Origin of the sequence: Microbacterium mcarthurae, assembly GCF_046064585.1 — a bacterium.
GTDB lineage: Bacteria > Actinomycetota > Actinomycetes > Actinomycetales > Microbacteriaceae > Microbacterium > Microbacterium mcarthurae.
In genome coordinates this window covers 741,959-759,836 of sequence record NZ_JAROCE010000001.1, presented here as the reverse complement: position 1 = coordinate 759,836, position 17,878 = coordinate 741,959, and the positions used below count along the sequence as shown (strand labels likewise).

Here is a 17,878-nt window from a genome sequence, read left to right as displayed (position 1 = left end):
GCGGTCAGATCCAGGTCGGCAACCAGTTGTGCAGGCGCCAGAACTCGTAGGGCACCGGCAGCCCCGTCCACACCGGGTACCAGAACGCCGAGAGCAGCAGGCACGCGGCGAGGAACACCGTCACCCAGGCCTGCCCGCTCGCCCGTGAGATCGATGCGGGACCCCGCGCGACGTCGCGGAGCGCGAACGTCAGCGCGAGCACGAGGAAGGGCGCCATGGCGACCGTGTAGAACTGGAAGATCGTGCGCTCGGGGTAGAGAAGCCACGGAACGTACGTTGCGGCGAGGCCGGTGAGAACGAGGGCGTAGCGCCCGTCGCGCACGATCACGAACCGCACCACCAGGTACACCGATGCCGCGACGCCCGCCCACCACAGCAGCGGGTTGCCGATGCTGGAGATGGCCTCGGTGCAACCATCGGGGAGCTGGCATCCGTTCACACCGAAATCGTCCTGATGCCAGTACATCGACGTGGGTCGCACGAGTAATGGCCACTGCCACGCGGGGCTCGCGTACGAGTGCGGGGTGGCGAGCCCGACATGGAACCCGTACATCGCCTGGTGGTAGGCCCACAGATTCTGCAGCGGCAGCGGCACCCACGCCCAGAACCCGGTGGCGGGGGAGGCGTCGACCGCGTGGCGTCCGTACCCGCCGTCGGTGAACAGCCACCCGGACCAACTGGCGAGGTACACCACGGCGGCCACCGGGACGAGCAGCACGAACGAGACGGCACCCTGGCGCACGGCATCCGCGGGCCACTGCGCCACGCCCGCCCGCCGGCGAGCGAGCGCGTCGGACACGACGACGTACACACCAACCGCGGCGAGGACGTACAGCCCCGACCACTTCACCGCCGTGGCCGCGCCCGCCGCCGCCCCCGCAGCGAGCAGCCAGGGGCGATTCCAGAACACGGGTCCCCACGCCGACCGCGCTGGCCCGCGTGCGGCCCACCGCTCCAGCGATGCGCGCCGGTCCCGCGCGACGAAGAACAGCGTCAGCACGACGAAGAACGTCAAGAAGATGTCGAGCAACGCCACCCGGCTGAGAACGATGCTGAGGCCGTCGATGGCCAGGAGTCCGGATGCCACCGAGGCGAAGACGATCGATCCCGTCAGGGTGCGCGCGAGCACGTACACCAGCAGGACGGTGGCGGTACCGAACACGACCCCGGCGATCCGCCAGCCGGTCGCGGTGTCGGCGCCGAAGAGGGCCATGCCCGCGCCGATGAAGATCCGCCCGAGCGGCGGGTGGACGACGTAGCTGCCGACGCCGGAGAAGAAGTCGGTGTCGCCGCTGTTGAAGCGTTCATCGGCGCCCTCGGGCCACGTCGAGGGGAAGCCGAGCAGCCACTGACTCCACGAGTCCTTGACGTAGTACGTCTCATCGAACACCAGCTCGTGCGGGTCGCCGACGTGGACCACGCGCAGCACGAAGGCGATCACGGTGATGAGCGTCGGTGCGAGCCACCGCCACAGGCGTTCCCCGCGCGGGGTGGCCAGGAGCGCGTCGCGCCATCGGTCGAGGCGCGTCGCCGGCTCCGCGGTCGAGGCGGGCGGAAGGACGGCACTCACGCCCCCAGCATAGGGTGGGGCGGTGATCATCCTCGCGGCGACCCCCATCGGCAACCTGGGCGACGCATCGCGCCGGCTGGTGGAGGCCCTCGAGAACGCCGCCGTGGTCGCCGCCGAGGACACCCGGACCACGCAGCGTCTGATGGCGGGGCTGGGCGTCGCGAATCGACCGCGGCTGATCGCCCTGCACGATCACAACGAGAAGGACCGTGCCGCCGAACTCGTCGAGCTCGCGCGTGAGGACGATCTCCTCGTCCTCAGCGACGCGGGCATGCCCACCGTCAGCGATCCCGGCTATGGACTCGTCGCGGCGGCCGCCGCGGCGGGGGTCACCGTCACCGCTCTCCCCGGACCCAGCGCGGTAGTCACCGCGCTCGCCGTCTCCGGACTGCCGACCGACCGCTTCGCGTTCGAGGGCTTCCCGCGCCGTAAGCCGGGCGAGCGGCGCCGCATGTTCGCCGAGCTCGCCGCCGAGCAGCGCACCCTGGTGTTCTTCGAGTCGCCGTCGCGGCTGGCATCCACCCTCGACGACCTCGCCGCCGCATTCGGCGCCGACCGTCCGGCGGCGGTGTGCCGCGAGCTGACGAAACTCCACGAGGAGGTGCGGCGCGGCACCCTCGCCGAGCTGGCCGCGTGGGCGGCCGAGGGCGTGCGCGGCGAGATCGCGATCGTCGTCGGCGGCGCGTCCGCGCGCGAAGTGGCGTTCCCGGATGCCGTGACCCAGGTCTTGGAGCTCGTTCGCGACGGCGCGCGCCTGAAGGCCGCGGCGGCCGAGGTGGCGGCGCTGACCGGACACTCGTCCCGCGAGCTGTACCAGGCGGCGCTCGCGGTGCGGGGCTGACGCGTCACACCGGCCGGGCCGGGCGGCGCGCCCCCGTAGAATCCTGAGGTGACTTCCGGCCGATCCTTCTACATCACGACGCCGATCTACTACCCCAGCGACCTGCCCCACATCGGGCACGGGTACACGACCGTCGCCGTCGACACGCTTGCCCGCTGGCACCGCCAGGCCGGGGACGACACCTGGATGCTGACCGGCACCGACGAGCACGGGCAGAAGATGCTGCGCGCCGCCGCCGCGAACGGGGTCACTCCGCAGGAGTGGGTCGACAAGCTCGTGAACGAATCGTGGTTCCCGCTCCTGCGCACCCTCGACGTCGCCAACGACGACTTCATCCGCACGACGCAGCCCCGCCACGAGGAGCGGGTGCAGCAGTTCGTGCAGGCTCTCTTCGACCGCGGGTACATCTACGCGGGCGAGTATGAGGCGCTCTACTGCGTCGGCTGCGAGGAGTTCAAGCCCGAAGCCGAGATCGTCGACGGCACGGGCCCCTTCGAGGGTCTCAAGGTGTGCGCGATCCACTCCAAGCCGCTGGAGCTCCTCCAGGAGAAGAACTACTTCTTCAAGCTCAGCGAGTTCCAGGATCGCCTGCTCGAGCTGTACAAGACCGAGCCCGACTTCGTGCGTCCCGAGTCGGCGAAGAACGAGGTCGTGTCGTTCGTGCGCAGCGGCCTGAAAGACCTGTCGATCTCGCGCTCGGCGTTCGACTGGGGCATCACGGTGCCGTGGGACCCGTCGCACGTCATCTATGTGTGGGTCGACGCGCTGCTGAACTACGCCACGGCCGTCGGGTACGGCACCGACCCGGAGGAGTTCGCTCGACGGTGGCCCGCGTACCACGTCGTCGGCAAGGACATCCTGCGGTTCCACGCCGTCATCTGGCCCGCGATGCTCATGGCCGCGGGGCTGGACGTCCCCCGCGGGGTCTTCGCGCACGGTTGGCTCCTCGTCGGCGGCGAGAAGATGTCGAAGTCGAAGCTCACCGGCATCGCCCCGACCGAGATCACCGACGTCTTCGGGTCCGACGCCTACCGCTTCTACTTCCTTTCGGCCATCGCCTTCGGCCAGGACGGTTCGTTCTCGTGGGAAGACCTGTCGGCCCGGTACCAGGCCGAGCTCGCCAACGGCTTCGGCAACCTGGCATCCCGCACCATCGCCATGATCGAGCGCTACTTCGAGGGCATCGTGCCCCCGGCGTCCGCCTACACCGAGGGCGACCGCGCGATCCAGGCGACGGTGGCGGATGCCGCGACGCGGGCCGACGCGGCGGTCGAACGCTTCCGCCTCGACGAGGCGATCCAGGCCATCTGGACCATCGTGGACGCGCTCAACGGCTACATCACCGAGAACGAGCCGTGGGCCCTCGCCAAAGACGAGACGCAGCGCGAGCGACTGGGCACGGTGCTTTATACCGCGGCCGAGGGCCTGCGCGCGCTCGCGGTGCTTCTCTCGCCGGTCATGCCCGCCTCGACCGAGAAGCTGTGGATCGCGCTCGGCGCGACCGAAAGCCTCGGGCGCCTGCACGATCAGCCGCTCCGCGAAGCCGGGGAGTGGGGTGCGCTGCGACCGGGCTCGTCGGTCAACGGCCTCGCGCCGCTCTTCCCCCGGGTCGAGCAGGCGTGAGCACTCCCGTCGAGCGCCCCCGCGGCACGATCGAGGGCGGTGACCCCAGCCAGTACGTGCGCGAGCGGTCGGCGGACGGCCGACGCGACGTCAGCTACCCGCCGGCCTCGGACCCCCTGCGGGTGCCGGTCTACGACAACCACTGCCACCTCGAGATCGAGGACGGCGAGACCGGGCTGTCGCTCGACGAGCAGCTCGAGCGCGCGGTCTCCGTCGGCGTGCACGGCGTCGTCCAGGCCGGGGGAGACGTCGATTCCTCCCGGTGGTCGGCGTGGGCGGCGGCGAACCACCCGCGCGTCCTCGCCGCGGTCGCGATCCACCCCAACGAGGCGCCCGCCTACGCCGCCGCCGGCGAACTGGATGCCGCGATCGCGGTCATCGACGAGCTCGCGGCCGAGCCGCGGGTGCGGGCCATCGGCGAGACCGGCCTGGACTTCTTCCGGACCGAGGCCGATGGCATCCCGGCCCAGATGCATTCGTTCGAAGCGCACATCGCGCTCGCGAAGAAGCACCGCATCGCGATGCAGATCCACGACCGCGACGCCCACGACGCGGTCCTCGAGACGCTTGAGCGGGTCGGCGCCCCCGACAAGACGGTGTTCCACTGCTTCTCGGGCGACGCCGACATGGCACGCATTGCGGCCGAGCGCGGGTACTACCTCTCGTTCGCGGGGAACGTCACGTTCAAGAACGCGCAGAACCTCCGCGACGCCCTCGCCGTGACCCCGCGCGAGCGCATCCTCGTCGAGACCGACGCGCCCTTTCTGACCCCGACGCCGTACCGCGGGCGTCCCAACGCGCCCTACCTCGTGCCCGTCACGCTGCGCTTCCTGGCCGCCGAGCTCGGCACGGATGCCGACGAGCTCGGGGCGCAGGTCGCGGCCAACACCCTCGAGGTGTACGGCGAGTTCTGACGCGACCCGGAACGACGAAGGCCGGCACCCTGCGAGGGTGCCGGCCTTCGTCGTTCGTCAGGCCTTCGTCTTCTGCTTGCGGACGAACAGCGTCTCGGTCTGCTCGAGCTCCATGCCCTTGGTCTCGGGGATCTTCCACAGGACGAAGACGAAGGACAGTGCCGCGAAGAACGCGTAGGCGCCGTAGGTGATCGTCAGCGACCAGTCCGCCAGCTGGGGGAACGTCCACGACACGAGGAAGTTCGCGAGCCACTGAGCGCCCGCGGCGACGCCGAGCGCCTTGCCGCGGATACGGCTGGGGAAGATCTCGCCGAGCAGCACCCATACCAGCGGGCCCCACGAGGCGCCGAACCCGACGACGAAGAGGTTCGCGGCCACGAGGGCGACGGGGCCCCACGCACCGGGAAGCGAGACATCCTGACCCGAGCCCGTCGCGAACGAGAAGGCGAGCGCCATCGTGCCGAGCGACAGGGTCATGAGGGCGGAACCCACGAGCAGGAGCGGCTTGCGCCCGACGCGGTCGACCAGCCAGATGGCGATGAGCGTCACCAGCACGTTGGTGACCGAGGTGATGACGCCGATGAGGAGCGAGTTGCTCTCATCGAATCCGACCGCGCGCCACAGGCTCGTGGAGTAGTAGAAGATGACGTTGATCCCGACGAACTGCTGGAACACCGACAGGATGATGCCGATCCACACGATCGGCTGCAGCCCCAGCGCGGGGCCGGCGAGCGACGCCCCCTTGTTCTTGCGGTCGGTCTCGATCGCGGTGGTGAGATCGTTGACGGTCTTGTCGAGGTCTGCCGGCGGCACCAGGCGCGCGAAGATCGCGCGTGCTTCGTCGGTGCGACCACGCGAAAGCAGGAAGCGCGGCGACTCGGGCATCGTGAACGCCAGGAAGCCGTAGACGGCGGCCGGGATGACGCCGATCAGGAACATCCACCGCCAGGCATCCAGGCCCCACCACAGCATGTTGTCGGCGCTGCCGCCCGCCACGGCGACGAGGAGCGCGTTGCTCAAGAGCGCGGCGAAGATGCCCAGGGTGATGGCGAGCTGCTGCAGCGAGGCGAGGCTCCCGCGGATCTGGCGGGGCGCGACCTCGGCGATATAAGCCGGTGCCACCACCGACGCGATACCGATACCGAGGCCGCCGAGGATGCGCCAGACGATCAGGTCCAGCACGCTGAAGGTGAGCGCCGACCCGATCGAGGAGATGAGGAACAGGGCGCTGCCGACGATCATGACCTTGAGGCGCCCGTAGCGGTCGGAGAGCGCACCCGCCGCGATCGCGCCGACGGCGCAGCCGATCAGGGCGATCGCGACGACGAAGCCGGTGAGGATCGGCTCTTTGGTGTAATCCGCCTCGATCGAGCGGACCGCGCCGTTGATGACCGACGAATCGAAGCCGAAGAGGAACCCGCCGACGGCCGCTGCGATCGAGAGGACGATCGCCCGCCGCCCGTAGGGACTGCGAAGGGTGAAGGCATTGGCGGGGATCGACTGCGTTTGACTCACCCGCTTCACGGTACTCCTCGCACAGGGGTGAACGGCGGAGGCTGACTACAGTGGAACAATGCCCGTTTCCCTCCTCGGTGCCGCCGAGATCCGCCGGCTCGCCGCCGACCTCGACGTCACACCGACGAAGAAGCTGGGGCAGAACTTCGTCGTCGACGCCAACACGGTGCGCAAGATCGTTCAGGCGGCGAGGGTCTCGGCATCCGATCGGGTGGTCGAGATCGGGCCGGGACTGGGCTCGCTGACGCTCGCGATCCTCGAGGCCGGTGCCTCCGTCGTCGCCGTCGAGATCGATCACCGCCTGGCCGCGCGCCTGCCCGAGACCACGGCCGCGCACGGCGTTGCCGAAGACCGGCTGACGGTCATTGACGCCGACGCTCTCCAGGTGCGCGAGCTGCCCGGCGAGCCCGAAGTGCTCGTCGCGAACCTGCCCTACAACGTCTCGGTTCCCGTCCTCCTGCACTTCCTGGAGACGTTCCCGTTCCTGCGGCGCGGAGTGGTGATGGTGCAGGCGGAGGTGGGGGAGCGCCTCGCGGCCCCTCCCGGGTCGAAGGTGTACGGCGCTCCCAGCGTCAAGGCTGCCTGGTACGGACCGTGGCGCCTGGCGGGAACGGTGTCGCGTCAGGTGTTCTGGCCGGTCCCCAACGTCGACAGCGTCCTCGTCGGGTTCGAGAGGGATGCCGTGCCCCGCGGCGACGAGGAGCTTCGGCGCCGCACCTTCGCGATCGTCGATGCCGCTTTCCAGCAGCGTCGCAAGATGCTGCGCCAGGCGCTCGCGGGCGTGCTGGGCGGTTCCGCCGCCGCCGCGTCCGAGGCGCTCGAGCGCGCCGGCGTGGATCCGACGTCGCGCGGCGAGCAGCTGTCGATCGACGACTTCGTCCGCATCGCCGCCCTGTAACCCGGCGCCCCTGGGGCGCGAGTCGCCAAGATTTGTCGCCTGCCGCGGAGCGGCGGCGACAAATCTTGGCGACTCGCGCGTCCGGGACGGGGGAATTCGCGACGTGTTCATCACGCGTTCCCGAAACATGTCTGTAACATTTCGAGCCAACCGGGAGCATCACGCCGGTCAGAGGTCGCACCCGACGACCCGAAGGGAACGAGATGCGCTACGCCGAATACCCGCGCGCCGAACGCGTGCTGCTGCACCTGAGTGACACCCACCTGCGCGCCGGCGGGGCACCGCTGTACGACCACGTCGACTCGGAAGCGCGTCTGGCGCAGGCGGTCGCGGCGATCGAGGCATCCGGTATCCGCCCCGATGGGCTCATCTTCACCGGTGACCTAGCCGACTGGGGTGAGGGCGATGCGTACGCGCGCGTCCGGGCGATCGTCGAACCGGCGGCCGAGCGCATCGGAGCGCCCGTCATCTGGGTCATGGGCAACCACGACGACCGTGCGACGTTCCGCGCGCACCTGCTCCCCGGCGACGACAGCGACCCGACAGCCCCGGTCGACCGCGTCGACGAGGTCAACGGTCTCCGCGTCGTCACGCTCGACACCTCGGTCCCGGGTCACCACCACGGCGAGGTCACCGCCGCGCAACGCGAATGGCTCGCTGAGGTCCTTTCCGTTCCCGCCCCTCTGGGCACGGTCCTCGCGATGCATCACCCACCCGTTCCCAGCGTGCTCGACCTCGCCGCCAGCGTCGAGCTGCGTGATCAGCGCCTCCTGGCCGACGTGCTGCGCGGCAGCGACGTCCGCACGATCCTGGCGGGGCACCTGCACTATTCGACCTTCGCCACGTTCGCGGGGATCCCGGTGTCCGTGGCGTCCGCGACGTGCTACACGCAGGACCTGATGGTCCCCGTCGGCGGCACCCGTCCCCAGGACGGGGCTCAGGGCTTCAACCTCGTCCATGTGTACGACGAGACGATCGTCCATTCGGTCGTGCCGGTGGGGACGGCCGAGGTGCTGCAGTACGTCGACGCGGCGGAGTCGCAGGAACGGCTTCGTGCGGCCGGCATCGCGGTGCCGACCGCACGCGAGCTCAGCGGACGGGTGTCGCCGCCGACGGCGCCTCTGCCGATCCTGCGCTGACCGCGGTCTTCTCCCAGGGCGCGGCCACGGGGAAATAGCGCTCGAGACAAGCGCGAAGCGCCGGCACGCGCACCTCTTCGGGGATCTCGGGCACGCTGCCGTCGTTGAGGCAGAACATGTCGGTGTCACGGCGCGACACCAGGCGCTCCATGCGGCGCAGGGAGTCGAGCTGCGTCGTCTGCACGTACCGCGTGCGCGGCTCGGTCGTGATGACCGCCCGCCCGGTGGCCAGCGCGTAGTAGTGGTAGAGGCTGTTGGTCACCGAGATATCGGTCGCCGACCGGAACCTGCTCGCCGCCGTGCGCGCGTAGTCCTCCGCGAACTCGCGCTCCAGCTCGTACGCGACCGAACGCCGCAGCGGCGTGGCGCAGTGCTCCAGATCGAGGGTGATGACCCGTCCGAACCGTTCCTGGAGCAGTGCGCGATTGACCCGCAGACCGTTGTCGTGCCCGGACCTTCCGACGTGCGCGGGCCCGCTGCCGATGCGGATGCCGCTTTCGACGAACCGGCTGATGCCGGAACCGCTGAAGAACAGTTCGGGGGTGACCGGACGGCCGAAGAACATGTCGTCGTTGCTGTAGAGGAAGTGCTCGGCGAGGCCCGGAATGCGGTGCAGCTGGGCTTCCACCGCGTGCGAGTTGTGGGTCGGCAGCACCGACGGGTCGGCGAAGAACTCCTCGCTGCGCACGATCGTGACCTTGGGGTGATCGGCCAGCCACTCGGGGGTGGGCGAGTCGGTCGCGATGAAGATGCGGCGGACCCAGGGTGCGTACATGTGCACGCTGCGCAGCGCGTAGCGCAGCTCGTCGACCTGGCGGTAGCGGGCGGCGTTGTCGTCGCCGTCGCCGACGACGTAGCCCTTCATTCGTGCCGCACGCTGCCGCTGGAACTCGCTCGAGGACCCGTCGACCCATGAGAAGACCATGTCGACGTCTTCGGTGAACTCGTTCGGGTGCGGGTCGAACATCCCGGCGATCGTCCGCCAGCGTCGCCCGTAGCGCTCGACCTCGACGAGGTCCAGGTCGGCGACGGCGAACGTGCGGCGGGTCAGCGCGCTCGGGCGCGGTGCCTCGATGGTCTGCGCGCCGAAGCGCCACAGTTCGAGGCGTGGCGCGAGAGCGGAACCGTAGCGGTACGACCCCTCCGTCGACGTGCGCGGACGGAAGACGGCATACGCTTCGACCGCGTTGCGGCTCGGTGTCACGCTGTGGGCGGGTACGGGGTCTTCGCCGCGCGCCTTCAGGTAGACGGGGCCGAGGTCGGGGTCGCGCAGCGCCGCGAGCGCGGCATCCGCGTGTGTGGTGTCGACGACCAGTTTCGGTCGGCGGTTGGCATCCCGCACCAGCAGCACGGCGATCCCCGCGGCCTCGATGGCGGCGGCCACCGTGAGGAGGTCGTCTCGCTCGGCGTCCGCGGGGGTCGAGGAGTCGTCGATGACGTGGAGGATGCCGTCGACCATGCGGATGTCGTTCCGCGAGAGGAGGGCGCGCCACGGGTCGGTCTCGACAGAAAGGGGGACCATCGATCGCATACTGTGCCTCCTCGGGGGTGATGGGGGACGATTCGTACACCGTAGGTAGCCGGCGTTACGTCCGCGTTTCGGCGACGGCGCCGAACGGCGGAGGGTGGGGCGCTACTGTCGAAGAGTGACTGAGATCGCCCGTTCCGGCCCGGCCGCCATCGACCCGTCTCTCGCGGGCCGGACGTTCTCGGACCGACGTTCCAGTTTCGCACACCCGGCGGCGTGCGAAGTCCCGGGCGTGGCGGTGCGTCGATGAGCGGTCCGCTTCCCGCGCGCGTGCGCGTGCGCGCGCCCGGCAAGATCAACGTCTTTCTCGAGGTCGGTGACGTCCAGGACGACGGTTATCACGACGTGGCGACCGCGTATCAGGCCGTGTCGCTCTACGAGGAGGTCACCGCGACCGCGTCGGATGACGTCACGATCGAGATCGTCGGCACCTCCACGGTCGACGTCGAGGGCGTGCCCACCGATGAACGCAATCTCGCCGTCCGCGCCGCGCGGATGCTCGCGAGAGTGGCGGGTGTGACGGACGGAGTGCACCTGGCCGTCCGCAAAGCCGTGCCAGTGGCGGGCGGAATGGGGGGCGGGTCCGCCGACGCGGCCGCAGCGCTCGTGGCGTGCGACGCCCTCTGGGGGGTCGGGATGCCGACGGCCGACCTGGCGCGCCTGGCAGCGCGTCTGGGCGCCGACGTGCCGTTCGCGCTCCTCGGGGGCACCGCGGTCGGCACGGGGCGTGGCGACGAGCTGAGTCCCGCTTTGGCATCCGGCCGCTTCGACTGGGTCCTCGTTCCCAACAGCACCGGCCTGTCGACTCCCGTCGTGTACGGAGAGCTCGATGCGCACCGCGAACGCCATGCCGTCGACATCGGACGGGCGACCCGGGCGCCGGCCGTCGACCCCGACGTCCTGCACGCCCTGCGACAGGGCGACGCGCAAATGCTCGCCGCCACCGTGCGCAACGACCTCCAAGCGCCCGCGCTGCACCTCCGGCCCGATCTGGCCCGTGTCCTCGAGCGGGGGGAGGGTTCGGGAGCGCTCGCCGGGATCGTCTCGGGCTCTGGACCGACGCTCGCTTTCCTCGCCTCCGACGAGACCGCCGCGATCGACCTCCAGGTCTCCTTGAGTGCTGCCGGGTACCCGGCTCTTCATGTGCACGGGCCGGTCGCTGGCGCACGTGTGGTCTGACCAGGCGGGCACCATAGCCCAGGTCGTCACATGCGGCAATCTGCCATTTCGTGTCGGAGGCCCTCGCTAGCCTCAATCGAGGTGGCCACCCACCGGCGGGCCGTGCGCCCGCAAGCGCCCACGGAAGGGGAATCCCCATGAAGGCAGTACTCGACGGCGTCGTCATCGCCGAAGCGGACCGCAGCGACCTCGTGTCGATCGAGGGCAACTGGTACTTCCCGCCGAGCGCGGTGCGGGAAGGTGCCCTGTCGCAGAGCCCGACCCCGTACACGTGCCCGTGGAAGGGGGCGGCCCAGTACTGGAACGTCTCGCTCGACGGAGCCGAGCTCGCCGACGGCGCGTGGTCCTACCCCGACCTCCGACCGGGAGCGGTCGACCGTGTCGGCACCGACTTCGCCGGGTACGTCGCGTTCGACCGGAAGGTCGTGGTCTCCGACTGAGTTCGGACACGCGCATGATCGAGTTCTCGACCGTCTCGAAGGTCTTCCCCGACGGCACTCGTGCTGTCGACGATTTCAGTCTCGTCATCCCCTCCCGAAAGACCACGGTCTTCGTGGGATCGTCGGGATGCGGAAAGACCACGCTTCTGCGGATGATCAACCGCATGGTGGAGCCCTCCGCCGGCACGATCAGCATCGACGGCGACGACATCGCGTCGCGACCCCCGGTGCAGCTGCGGCGCAGCATCGGCTACGTGATGCAGAACTCCGGGCTCCTGCCGCACTTCACCGTCGCCGAGAACATCGCGACGGTGCCCGTTCTTCAGGGTGAGAACCGCAAGAAGGCGCGCACCCGCGCGCTCGAGCTGATGGAGACCGTGGGCCTGGACACCGCGATGGCCGACCGCTATCCCAGCCAGCTCTCGGGCGGTCAGCAGCAGCGCGTCGGCGTCGCGCGGGGCCTCGCGGCCGACCCGAACATCCTTCTCATGGACGAGCCGTTCGGCGCCGTCGACCCGATCGTCCGCGACGAATTACAGCAGGAGCTGCTCCGGCTGCAGAGCGACATCGGCAAGACCATCGTCTTCGTCACTCACGACATCGACGAAGCCTTCCTCCTGGGTGACCAGGTGGTGCTGCTCGAGAAGGGCGCCCGGGTCGCCCAGGTCGGGGCTCCGAGCGAGATCATCGAGAACCCGGCGAGCGACTTCGTCGCGAGCTTCATCGGCGCGGTGAAGGGCAAGCGTGCCCTGCGGTTGAAGCAGACCCCCCGGGGCACCGTCGTCGTAGACGCCGAGGGACGCACGCAGGGTGCGCTCGTGGAGGAGCCGCGCGCGTGACCTGGGTCTGGAACAACCTCGACCTCATCGCGGAGCTGACGCTGGTGCATCTGCGTCAGAGCCTCATCGCGCTCGTGGCCGGCTTTCTGCTCAGCATCCCGCTGGGGTGGGTGGCGTGGCGTTACCGGCTCGTACGCAGCGGTGTCATCACCATCACCGGGCTGCTCTACACGATCCCGTCCCTCGCCCTCCTCATCCTGCTTCCGGTCGTGACCGGGTGGTACTCGATCGTGAGCGAGACCAACCTCATCGTGGCCCTCGCGATCTACGCGGTCGCGATCCTCGTCCGCGCGGTCGCCGACGGCCTCGACTCCGTCGACGCCGGGGTGCGGCAGGCGTCCACGGCCGTCGGCTACGGGTCGTTCCGCCGCTTCTGGGCGGTGGAGTTCCCCCTCGCGGGACCCGTGATCCTCGCCGGTCTGCGCGTCGCCTCGGCGAGCACGATCGCTCTGGCCACGGTCGGCATCCTGGTCGGCATCCAGAACATCGGGTACCTGTTCACGAACGGCCTGCAGCGCCGCATCATCCCGGAGGTGTTCGCCGGCGTGATCGCCGTCGTCGTGCTCGCGCTCGTGATCGACCTCCTGCTCGTGATCCTCGGACGCGTGCTCATGCCGTGGACGCGGCGCATCCGCACGCGCGCGCCGCGCGCGAACCGGACGGCGGTGGCCGCGTGAACCTCATCGGCGATGCCATCGGCTGGATCTTCTCGGGCGAACCGGGGCGCGGATTCGACAGCATTCCCTCGGCCATCGGGGTGCAGCTGCTGTACACGGTGATCTCCGTGGTGATCGCCGGGGTGATCGCCATCCCCCTCGGCTGGTTCATCGGCCACACCGGAAAGGGCCGCGAGATCGCAGTGGCCATCTCGGGCGCCGCGCGTGCCATCCCCTCGTTCGGTCTGCTGATCCTGCTCACGCTGCTTCTCGGAGTGCTCCACAAGCCCGAGGCGGCCGTCATCTCGTTCGTCGTGCTGGCGATCCCGTCGCTCTTGGCCGGCGCGTACACGGGGTTCGAGGCCATCGACCGCCGTGTGCTCGACGCGGGGCGGTCGATGGGCATGACCGAGTCGCAGATCCTGTGGCGCATCGAGGTGCCGCTCGGGCTGCCCCTGCTCGTCGGCGGCATCCGTGCGGCGACGCTGCAGGTGCTGGCGACCGTGACGATCGCTGCCTACATCGGTCTGGGTGGGCTCGGGCAGTACATCATCGCGGCCATCCCGCTCCGCCGGTTCGACATCCTCATCGGCGGGGCCATACTGGTCGCCGTGCTCGCCCTCGTCATCGACGGACTGTTCGCCCTGCTGCAGCACCTCGTCGTGCCCCGTGGCATCCGGGCCGCCGGCGCCGCCTCGCCGCGTGCGCGCTCGGCGCGTCAGCGCCGCGCCGAGGCCGTTGCGGTCGGCGCCCCCGCGTCCCCGCCCACGACCACCTGACTCACCCGACTCCCACCACCAGAAAGAGGAACCCATGTTCACAGCACGAACTCGCAAGGGCCTCGGCGTCTTCGCCGGGCTCGCGGTCGCCTCGCTCGCCCTCGCCGGCTGCGGCGGCTCGAGCGACCCTCTGAGCGATGGCGGCGACGCCAGCGCGTCCGCCGATGAGATCGTCGTCGGCTCGCAGGCGTACTTCTCGAACGAGATCATCGCCGAGATCTACGCTCAGGCCCTCGAGAACGAGGGGCTCACGGTCAAGCGCCAGTTCCAGATCGGTCAGCGCGACGCCTACATCCCGCTGCTCGAGGACGGCACCATCACCGTGTTCCCGGAGTACAGCGGCAACCTGCTGCAGTTCTTCGACGAGGAGACCACGGCTCGCACCGCCGACGAGGTCTACGCCGCTCTGCCCGACGCTCTGCCCGAGGGCCTCGAGGTCCTCGACCAGTCCTCGGCGACCGACCAGGACTCGTACACGGTCACCGCGGCCTTCGCTGAAGCCAACGGCCTGACCACCATCGCCGACCTGGCGAAGGTCACGACGGGGCTGACCCTCGGCGGCAACGCCGAACTCGCCGAGCGCCCCTACGGCCCCGAGGGGCTGAAGGCGACCTACGGCGTGGACGTGCAGTTCTCGCCCACCGGTGAGACGACGGTCGACGACCTCGTCGCCGGCACGATCCAGGTCGCGAACGTCTACACCGCCGACCCCCGCATCCAGACGGACGACCTCGTCACGCTGGAAGACCCCGAGGGCCTCTTCCTCGCTTCGAACGTCGTTCCGGTCGTGAACTCGAGCGTCGCGTCGCAGGTGTCCGACATCCTGAACAAGGTCAGCGCCGCGCTGACCCCCGAGGGGCTCGTGGAGCTCAACGTGAAGTCGACCGTCGACCAGGAGTCGCCGGCCGACATCGCCGAGGCCTGGCTCGCCGAGAACGACCTCTGAGGTCGTAGCCGCGCCCCGCGGGGCCGTCCGGTCATCCGGGCGGCCCCGTTTCGCGTGTGCGCGCGCTGCTGGCGTCCGTGTTCTCCCCAGCTCGCCTCATCGATGGTCGTCTCGCGGACGGGATGCCGGATGCCAGCAGGCGGGGCCAGCGCGGAAGCACGCCGCGTCCGCGCCGCGTAGCCTGGGACGGATATGGCACATCTGCTCGGGGGCGAAGCCCTGCACCTGGAATACCCGACCAAGGTCGTGTTCGACTCCGTCTCGCTCGGCGTGAACGAGGGCGACCGCATCGGCATCGTCGGCCGCAACGGCGACGGCAAGTCGAGCCTGCTCGGGATGCTCGCCGGGATTCGCGAACCCGACGGTGGTCGTGTGACCGTGCGCGGGGGAGTGACGGTCGGCGTCCTCGATCAGCAGGACACCCTCGACGACGACGACACCATCGGCCGCGCGGTCGTCGGCGACCGGGCCGAGCACGAGTGGGCGGGTGACGCCCGCACGCGCGACGTGATCGCAGGGCTCTTGGGCGACCTCCCCTGGGACGCCCGACTCGGGGATCTGTCCGGTGGCCAGCGCCGCCGTGTCGCGCTCGCGCGGCTGCTCTCGGGCGACTGGGACGTGCTGTTCCTCGACGAGCCCACGAACCACCTCGACGTCGAGGCCATCACGTGGCTCGCGGGGCATCTGAAGAAGCGGTGGGCGCCGAACGCGGGTGGTCTGCTCGTCGTCACGCACGACCGGTGGTTCCTCGACGAGGTGTGCAACACGACGTGGGAGGTGCACGACCGGATCGTCGAGCCCTTCGAGGGCGGCTATGCGGCCTACATCCTGCAACGCGTCGAGCGCGATCGTCAGGCCGCCGCGATCGAGCAGCGTCGGCAGAACCTCGCCCGCAAGGAGCTCGCGTGGTTGCGACGCGGCGCACCGGCGCGCACGTCCAAGCCGAAGTTCCGCATCGATGCCGCGAACGAGCTGATCGCCGACGTCCCCGAGCTGCGCGACCGTGTCGCACTGCAGTCGCTCGCCGTCGCCCGCCTCGGCAAGGACGTCGTCGACCTCCTCGACGCGGGCGTGACGTACGGCGACCACACGGTGCTGCGCGACGTGGAGTGGCGCATCGCCCCGGGGGAGCGCACCGGCATCCTGGGCGTGAACGGCGCCGGCAAGTCCACGCTGCTCGGCCTCGTGTCCGGCACCATCGAGCCCACCACGGGTCGGGTGAAGCGCGGGAAGACGGTCAAGGTCGCGACCCTGACGCAGCGTCTCGACGAGCTGGAGCAACACCTCGACGACCCGGTCCGCGTCGTGATCTCGCGCTTGCGCACCACCTATACGTTCGGCGCCGGGTCGAAGGCGCAGGAGCTGACCCCCGGACAGCTCCTCGAGCGCCTCGGCTTCTCGAGCGCCCAGCTCTCCACGCCCGTGAAGGATCTCTCGGGCGGGCAGAAGCGCCGCCTGCAGCTGCTGCTGATCCTGCTCGACCAGCCGAACGTCCTCATCCTCGACGAGCCCACCAACGACCTCGACACCGACATGCTCGCCGCGATGGAAGACCTCCTGGATTCCTGGTCGGGGACGCTCATCGTCGTCTCGCACGACCGCTACTTCCTCGAGCGGGTCACCGACCAGCAGTACGCGATCCTCGATGCGCGCCTGCGTCACCTCCCCGGAGGCGTCGACGAGTATCTGCGTCTGCGGGCGATTCAGGATGCCGAGCCCCGGCGCTCGACGAGCACGGAGGTCGTGGCATCCGCGGGTCTTCAGGGGGCGGAGCTGCGCGCCGCGCAGAAGGAGGCATCCGCGACCGAGCGCAAGATCGAGAAGCTGCAGGCTCAGATCGATCGGGCCAAAGCCGCGCTGGCCGATCACGACCAGTCGGACTACGTCGGGCTCGGGAAGGAGATGCAGCGCATCTCGGAGTGGGAATCCGAGCGCGACGAGCTCGAGCTGCGCTGGTTCGAGCTCACCGAGGCGATCGGCTGACCGCGACCGATCCGGGCGTCAGTGGAAGCCGTACTCCAGGATCACGATGAAGATACCCAGCATCGCGGTCGCCAGGGCTCCGAGGATGCGGCCGAGGACCGGCGCCCGGCGGCTCTGGAAGGCGTGGTAGCCGAGGATGGCCAGCACGATGAACGCTGTCAGCAGGCAGTTGTCCACGGCGTCGGCGAGGGTGGCCCCGGTCAGGTCGGACACGACCAGGACGATGATCGAGGGCACCGACGCGTAGAGCATCCCGGCGCCGTGGCGGAGAGCGTTGCGCGTGGCCCCACGGAAGCCGTGCTCGGAATGCTCGGTGAGGGTGTGGGCGAAGACGTGCGCGATGAAGAAGACGACGAGACTCGCGACCGAGGTCGCCAGCATGTCCTCGATGCTCTCGGCGTGGTCTTCGGCGATCGTCACGAAGGCCGTGAAGACGATCAGGCCGTAGATGGCGGCGGGAGAGCGGAACCGGACGTCCAGCCACGTGACGATGCGTCGCCAGACCGACGGTGACGTCGCCGGGGCGCTCACGCGTCGAACCCCAGACTGAGCTTGCGCAGCAACGTGGCCAGGCGGTCACGGTCGGCGCGGGAAAGGCTCTCCAGCAGCAGCGCCTCGGCGTCGACGAGGCGGGTGATCGCGGCATCCACGCGCACGCGACCGTCTTCGGTCAGGGTCACCAGAATGCTCCGTCCATCGCCCGGATCGGCTTCTCTCCGCACGAACCGGCGGGCGACGAGCCGGTCGATGCGGTTGGTCATCGTGCCGCTGGAGACCAGGGTCTGCTGCAGCAGCTGCTTGGGGCTGAGCTGGTAGGGCTCGCCGGCGCGACGAAGTGCCGAGAGCACGTCCCACTCCCAGGACTCGATGTCGCTGCGGCGGAACGCCTCTTTCCGGGCGATGTCGAGGTGCCGTGACAGGCGCGCGACGCGCGAGAGCACCTCGAGCGGCGAGAAGTCGAGGTCGGGTCGCTGGCGCACCCAGGCCTCGACGATGCGATCGACCTCGTCGCTGTCCCGGCTCACGTG

General features: G+C 69.8%; 17 protein-coding genes. 12 read left to right on the top strand and 5 right to left on the bottom strand.

What is annotated here, in order from left to right:
• Nucleotides 1-4: 4 nt before the first annotated feature.
• The gene (locus tag P5G46_RS03750; protein ID WP_408904995.1) at nucleotides 5-1,600 is read right to left on the bottom strand and encodes a dolichyl-phosphate-mannose--protein mannosyltransferase; all 1,596 of its coding nucleotides are present in this window, start codon (nucleotides 1,598-1,600) and stop codon (nucleotides 5-7) included.
• On the opposite strand from P5G46_RS03750, the gene rsmI reads away from it, so the two are divergent.
• Genes rsmI through P5G46_RS03735 form a run of 3 tightly spaced genes read left to right on the top strand, consistent with a single transcriptional unit; the run spans nucleotide 1,593 to nucleotide 4,948 of the window.
• Nucleotides 1,593-2,411, top strand: coding sequence for a 16S rRNA (cytidine(1402)-2'-O)-methyltransferase (rsmI, locus tag P5G46_RS03745; RefSeq protein WP_239272792.1), 819 nt, complete (start codon nucleotides 1,593-1,595; stop codon nucleotides 2,409-2,411). The genes P5G46_RS03750 and rsmI overlap by 8 nt on opposite strands.
• A gap of 48 nt (nucleotides 2,412-2,459) precedes the next feature.
• Nucleotides 2,460-4,034: a methionine--tRNA ligase gene (gene metG / locus P5G46_RS03740; protein WP_408904994.1), complete on the top strand. Its 1,575-nt coding sequence runs from the start codon at nucleotides 2,460-2,462 to the stop codon at nucleotides 4,032-4,034.
• Entirely contained in the window at nucleotides 4,031-4,948 is a 918-nt protein-coding gene (locus P5G46_RS03735; RefSeq protein WP_408904993.1) for a TatD family hydrolase, read from the top strand. Before metG ends, P5G46_RS03735 begins: the two co-directional genes overlap by 4 nt.
• 57 nt (nucleotides 4,949-5,005) lie before the next feature.
• Here the strand turns inward: P5G46_RS03735 and P5G46_RS03730 are convergent, their stop codons facing one another.
• Nucleotides 5,006-6,463, bottom strand: coding sequence for a sugar porter family MFS transporter (locus tag P5G46_RS03730; RefSeq protein ID WP_239272795.1), 1,458 nt, complete (start codon nucleotides 6,461-6,463; stop codon nucleotides 5,006-5,008).
• Between the two features lie 58 nt (nucleotides 6,464-6,521).
• On the opposite strand from P5G46_RS03730, the gene rsmA reads away from it, so the two are divergent.
• A complete protein-coding gene (rsmA, locus tag P5G46_RS03725; protein ID WP_408904992.1) occupies nucleotides 6,522-7,361 on the top strand; it encodes a 16S rRNA (adenine(1518)-N(6)/adenine(1519)-N(6))-dimethyltransferase RsmA in 840 nt (279 codons plus the stop codon).
• 203 nt (nucleotides 7,362-7,564) lie between these two features.
• Nucleotides 7,565-8,500, top strand: a complete 936-nt coding sequence (locus tag P5G46_RS03720; protein WP_375095402.1) for a phosphodiesterase — start codon at nucleotides 7,565-7,567, stop codon at nucleotides 8,498-8,500.
• Here P5G46_RS03720 and P5G46_RS03715 read toward each other — a convergent pair.
• On the bottom strand, nucleotides 8,451-10,031 hold the full coding sequence (locus P5G46_RS03715; protein WP_375095403.1) for a stealth family protein: 1,581 nt from the start codon (nucleotides 10,029-10,031) through the stop codon (nucleotides 8,451-8,453). The genes P5G46_RS03720 and P5G46_RS03715 overlap by 50 nt on opposite strands.
• Before the next feature lie 243 nt (nucleotides 10,032-10,274).
• Here P5G46_RS03715 and P5G46_RS03710 point away from each other — a divergent pair, with 243 nt between their 5' ends.
• The 7 genes from P5G46_RS03710 to P5G46_RS03680 all read left to right on the top strand — a co-directional run bounded on the left by P5G46_RS03710 (nucleotide 10,275) and on the right by P5G46_RS03680 (nucleotide 16,850).
• On the top strand, nucleotides 10,275-11,207 hold the full coding sequence (locus P5G46_RS03710) for a 4-(cytidine 5'-diphospho)-2-C-methyl-D-erythritol kinase (protein ID WP_239272799.1): 933 nt from the start codon (nucleotides 10,275-10,277) through the stop codon (nucleotides 11,205-11,207).
• Nucleotides 11,208-11,344: 137 nt separating this feature from the next.
• Nucleotides 11,345-11,647, top strand: a complete 303-nt coding sequence (locus P5G46_RS03705) for a DUF427 domain-containing protein (RefSeq protein ID WP_408904991.1) — start codon at nucleotides 11,345-11,347, stop codon at nucleotides 11,645-11,647.
• Between the two features lie 14 nt (nucleotides 11,648-11,661).
• Entirely contained in the window at nucleotides 11,662-12,486 is an 825-nt protein-coding gene (locus P5G46_RS03700) for an ABC transporter ATP-binding protein (protein WP_239272801.1), read from the top strand.
• The gene (locus P5G46_RS03695) at nucleotides 12,483-13,163 is read left to right on the top strand and encodes an ABC transporter permease (protein WP_408904990.1); all 681 of its coding nucleotides are present in this window, start codon (nucleotides 12,483-12,485) and stop codon (nucleotides 13,161-13,163) included. Before P5G46_RS03700 ends, P5G46_RS03695 begins: the two co-directional genes overlap by 4 nt.
• Complete coding sequence (locus tag P5G46_RS03690) at nucleotides 13,160-13,921, top strand: ABC transporter permease (RefSeq protein ID WP_408904989.1); 762 nt, start codon at nucleotides 13,160-13,162, stop codon at nucleotides 13,919-13,921. The genes P5G46_RS03695 and P5G46_RS03690 overlap by 4 nt, the downstream gene beginning before the upstream one ends.
• A 34-nt stretch (nucleotides 13,922-13,955) precedes the next feature.
• On the top strand, nucleotides 13,956-14,867 hold the full coding sequence (locus P5G46_RS03685; RefSeq protein WP_408904988.1) for an ABC transporter substrate-binding protein: 912 nt from the start codon (nucleotides 13,956-13,958) through the stop codon (nucleotides 14,865-14,867).
• A 192-nt stretch (nucleotides 14,868-15,059) separates the two neighbouring features.
• On the top strand, nucleotides 15,060-16,850 hold the full coding sequence (locus P5G46_RS03680; protein WP_408904987.1) for an ABC-F family ATP-binding cassette domain-containing protein: 1,791 nt from the start codon (nucleotides 15,060-15,062) through the stop codon (nucleotides 16,848-16,850).
• Between the two features lie 18 nt (nucleotides 16,851-16,868).
• Here the strand turns inward: P5G46_RS03680 and P5G46_RS03675 are convergent, their stop codons facing one another.
• Both P5G46_RS03675 and P5G46_RS03670 read right to left on the bottom strand, forming a co-directional pair.
• Nucleotides 16,869-17,381: a hypothetical protein gene (locus P5G46_RS03675; protein WP_408904986.1), complete on the bottom strand. Its 513-nt coding sequence runs from the start codon at nucleotides 17,379-17,381 to the stop codon at nucleotides 16,869-16,871.
• The gene (locus tag P5G46_RS03670; protein WP_239272807.1) at nucleotides 17,378-17,875 is read right to left on the bottom strand and encodes a MarR family winged helix-turn-helix transcriptional regulator; all 498 of its coding nucleotides are present in this window, start codon (nucleotides 17,873-17,875) and stop codon (nucleotides 17,378-17,380) included. The genes P5G46_RS03675 and P5G46_RS03670 overlap by 4 nt, the downstream gene beginning before the upstream one ends.
• Between the last annotated feature and the right edge of the window lie 3 nt (nucleotides 17,876-17,878).